This window comes from Marinobacter azerbaijanicus (assembly GCF_030250645.1).
GTDB classification, from domain to species: Bacteria; Pseudomonadota; Gammaproteobacteria; order Pseudomonadales; family Oleiphilaceae; genus Marinobacter; species Marinobacter azerbaijanicus.
Window position 1 is genome coordinate 1 of record NZ_JASSVS010000041.1, and the last position, 3,654, is coordinate 3,654.

Genomic DNA, 3,654 nt, shown 5'->3' on the forward strand with positions numbered 1-3,654 from the left:
CGAGCGGCTCACGACGCGATTGCGGCCTACGTCGACTGACCGCGCGCTGAGCACCGCGGGAGCGGACCACGGAGGGTCCTCTTTCCTTCCTGCTTTTTTCTCCGAATGCCTACCTCACGCTTTCTGTGCATGACCCAGTTCCCTCCTTCATTGCCATCGTGCCGGTGGTCGTGTTATGGGGGAAACGTCAAGAGGGCTATGGCGACCTAAGATATGTGCATGTCGTTATTGATAAAGGCTCTCCCAACAGGACCGTGGTAGCCTGCTTTCACCTTAAGCTAATTCCTCGTCAATATAAGAGCTGGGAGCTTTCATTTCGCACACTGCCAACGAAACTAGGGTATGTAAGTTTTGTGCTGAAAAATAGATCAGAAAATTAAAATAAAAAAACTATAATAGTTTTTTGGTAAATAGTTTTTTGTTTAAAAATATTCAAACAACGAATGGGAACATAGAAACCATGTTGACTAAAAAAAAGCCATTTTCAGCTGTCCTGGCTTGTGTAACAGCCTCCACACTGATGGCCAATGCCGCCATGGCAAGCAACGATACTCACCGTTTCAGGATCGTCAACACGGATGATACTGCGGATTCCACCGTGGGGCGCTCCGTGCAGATGTGGGCCGACCTGATCGAAGAACGCTCCGATGGCCGCATGACCGCCCAGGTGTTTCACCAGGGCGCGTTGGGCAACGTCAGCGAAGTGTTCGACCATATGCTGATGGGCGGCGTGGACATGGCCATTACCGTACCGCAAACCTCCTATGACAGCCGCGTCGGCGTGATGTCGCTGCCCTACCTGTTCCTGAACTGGGAGGAAGCCCAAGCAGCCTGGGAGCGCGGCGGTTGGATGAATGACATCGTCGAGCCGATCTTTGCCGACATGGGCCTCAAGATATTTGGACTTTATCCGTATGGTTTCACGGGTGTTGCCACGCGCGGCGATCATGCGGTAAACCTCGAGGAGGCTCAGGAGAAAAACCTGAAGGTACGCGCCATCCCTGCCTTCCCCGTGCCGCAGACCGTGCAGGCGATGGGCTATCACTCGGTGCCGTTGGACTGGAACGAGGTGTATACCTCTATCCAGACAGGGGTCGTGGATGGCGATGCCGGCAACGTCATTTACTGGGACTACGAGTTCTTCGGTGAGATCCTCGATTACTTCGTGCATACCAAGCACTTCTTCAGTCACGCCGCGCTGCTGATAAACCAGGACACTTGGGAGAAACTGGACGAAGAGGATCAGCAGATCGTGGCGTCCGCGGCCTATGATGTGATCGACAAACAGTTCACGGATGCCCAAACCGAGGACGAGTACTGGATCGCCACGGCGCAGGAAGGAGGCATGGAGTACATCGAGCCGTCCCAGGAGGCTCTGGAGGAGATGGCACAGCACGTGCGCGATGCGGTCTGGCAACAGGCGGAAGATGAATTCGGCACCGAGCTGATTCAGGAAGTCCTGAGTCACACTCGGCTGAACGATTGATCGCGAGGGCAGGGTCCGCCAGGAGTCTGCCCGTGATATTTCCAGATCACTGGTGAGGAGTGACGTAGCAATGCGTGTCTTCAAACTTCTCGACTGGCTGCTCGAACGGGTCGTGGGGGCCATCGCGGCGGTTGCCGGGCTGCTCGTAGCGCTGGGTTTCGTGGTTGGCATCACTGCCCGCTCGATTCTCGGCATCGCCCTGTTCGGGGTGGAAGAGCTGATTCTGCTGGCCGTTGTCTGGTTCTACATGCTCGGTGCCATCTTGGCCTCCAAGCAGCGTGCGCATCTCCAGGCGGACTTCATTCCGGTGGTGGTGAAGAACGAGACCGTCATCATCGTGGTTCGCCTCGTTGCTACCGCGATTTCCATCGTGCTGGCCGGCCTGTTCGTCATGTGGAGCAATGAGCTGCTGCAGTGGGCGCTCGCCCGCGGACAATCGACGCCGGTGTTCTCGATCCCGATATATTTTGCACAGGCCAGTCTGCTCACTGCCGCCATTTTCATGACGCTATACCTGGTCAGAGATCTCATTGACGATATCCAAGCACTGCGTCACAGACAAGAGAACAAGACACTGGCACAGCGGTAACTATGCCATCGTGGGCTCGGAGGGTGTTTACAAAAGTCACGAGCGACGGCCGGGCAAGGCGGAATCAATCGAAAAAGCGGCGTTAACGGTGTATTTCGAGATGAATTACCACAGGCATGGGCGGGCGCAGTCGTGGGTAAATACTCTCTCGTGAAGTAAGGGGAATCATTCATTATGGGTGCTTTAATCGCCATTGGCGTGGTGATCGTGCTGATGCTGATCGGCGTGCCGGTGGTCTTTTCCTTCGCCGCCATGGTCGCCACGTTGGCTTTTTTTCATGACATCGATATCGCCTTTCTCGCCACCACCGGCTTTTCCTCCATCAATTCGATCATTCTCATTGCCCTGCCGCTGTTCATCATGACCGGCTACCTGATGCAGTCGGGTGGCCTGGCTGCGCGGCTGGTAAGTTTCGTCGAGGCGCTGACCGGACGCTCGCGCGCCGGCATGGGGTCGTCCATGGTCGTTTCCTGCGGTATCTTCGGGGCGATTTCCGGCACGGCCTCCGCCGCCGTGGCCTCCATTGGCTCCATCATGGTCGGCCCCATGCAGAAGCATGGCTACGAGCAGCCCTACATTGCCGGGTTGCTGGGGATATCCTCGCTGCTGGGGCTGCTGATACCGCCCAGCATTACCATGATCCTCTACGCCGTGGTGACGCGCCAATCGGTTGCCGCCAGCTTCCTGGCGACCATTGGCCCTGCTATATTGCTGATCCTATTCCTGTGCGTGTACAACGCGATAAAGGTGCGCCTGTCACCCGGCGTCGTCAGCGCCAGGATGCCGCTCGATGAGCGGGTGAAGGCGATCGGTGAGACCGGCTGGAAGGCACTGCCGGCGCTGATGCTGCCGGTGATCATTCTCGGCGGTATCTATGGCGGCATCTTCACGCCCACCGAGGCGGCGGCGGTCGCGGTGGTCTATGCCATTCCCGTGGGCATGTTCGTCTACAAGGGGTTGAATCTCAGGAAGGTGCTGCAATGCATGATGGCTGCCGCCACGACCTCGGGGGTGATCATCATCATTCTGTTCTTCTCGTTCATCGTCAGCCGCATTCTCACCCTGGAAGGGGTGCCCCAGCAGTTGACCGACTTCCTGCTGAGCACTTTCGAGAACAAGATCGTCATTCTGTTGATGGTGAACGTGTTCTTGGTCCTGATCGGCATGATCATGGACGATGTGAGCGTGATCGCGATTGCCAGCCCCCTGTTGGTACCGGTGGTAGCGCAGCTCGGCATTGACCCGATCCACTTCGCGGCGATCATCGGCACCAGTGTGGTGATCGGCTGCAACAGCCCACCCATGGCACCGATCCTGTTCATGTCGTGCCAGGTCACCGAGGTCGGTGTCTCCAAGGCGGTGCGCCCTGCCTTGAGCCTGATGCTGTTTACCGCGCTACCGGTGATGCTGATCACTACCTACTGGTCGCCGCTGGCGCTCTACCTGCCACGGCTGCTCGGCTATGTGAACTGACGCGTTCGAGCAGCTCACGCTGCTGCTCGTCGGGCTCGCAGGATTCCCGTGCCTCTTGGGCGAGGGCCGACATGCTGTGTACCGCCAATGTCAGGCAGGTCGCGAC

General features: G+C 57.4%; 3 protein-coding genes. All 3 read left to right on the plus strand.

Going from position 1 to position 3,654, the window contains the following annotated elements:
* Positions 1–460 precede the first annotated feature (460 nt).
* The 3 genes from dctP (at position 461) to QPM17_RS23260 (ending at position 3,548) form a co-directional block, all read left to right on the plus strand.
* Positions 461–1,486 carry a TRAP transporter substrate-binding protein DctP gene (dctP, locus tag QPM17_RS23250; protein ID WP_285394130.1) on the plus strand — a complete coding sequence of 342 codons (1,026 nt, stop codon included), beginning with the start codon at positions 461–463 and terminating at the stop codon, positions 1,484–1,486.
* A gap of 70 nt (positions 1,487–1,556) precedes the next feature.
* The gene (locus QPM17_RS23255) at positions 1,557–2,075 is read left to right on the plus strand and encodes a TRAP transporter small permease (protein WP_285394131.1); all 519 of its coding nucleotides are present in this window, start codon (positions 1,557–1,559) and stop codon (positions 2,073–2,075) included.
* A gap of 174 nt (positions 2,076–2,249) precedes the next feature.
* Positions 2,250–3,548 (plus strand): TRAP transporter large permease, encoded by a 1,299-nt coding sequence (locus QPM17_RS23260; RefSeq protein WP_285394132.1) that lies wholly within the window; start codon positions 2,250–2,252, stop codon positions 3,546–3,548.
* Positions 3,549–3,654: the final 106 nt, after the last annotated feature.

Coding starts and splice junctions, on each gene's coding strand:
- dctP (WP_285394130.1), top strand. CDS start 461: ATGTTGACTAAAAAAAAGCCATTTTCAGCTGTCCTGGCTTGTGTAACA.
- QPM17_RS23255 (WP_285394131.1), top strand. CDS start 1,557: ATGCGTGTCTTCAAACTTCTCGACTGGCTGCTCGAACGGGTCGTGGGG.
- QPM17_RS23260 (WP_285394132.1), top strand. CDS start 2,250: ATGGGTGCTTTAATCGCCATTGGCGTGGTGATCGTGCTGATGCTGATC.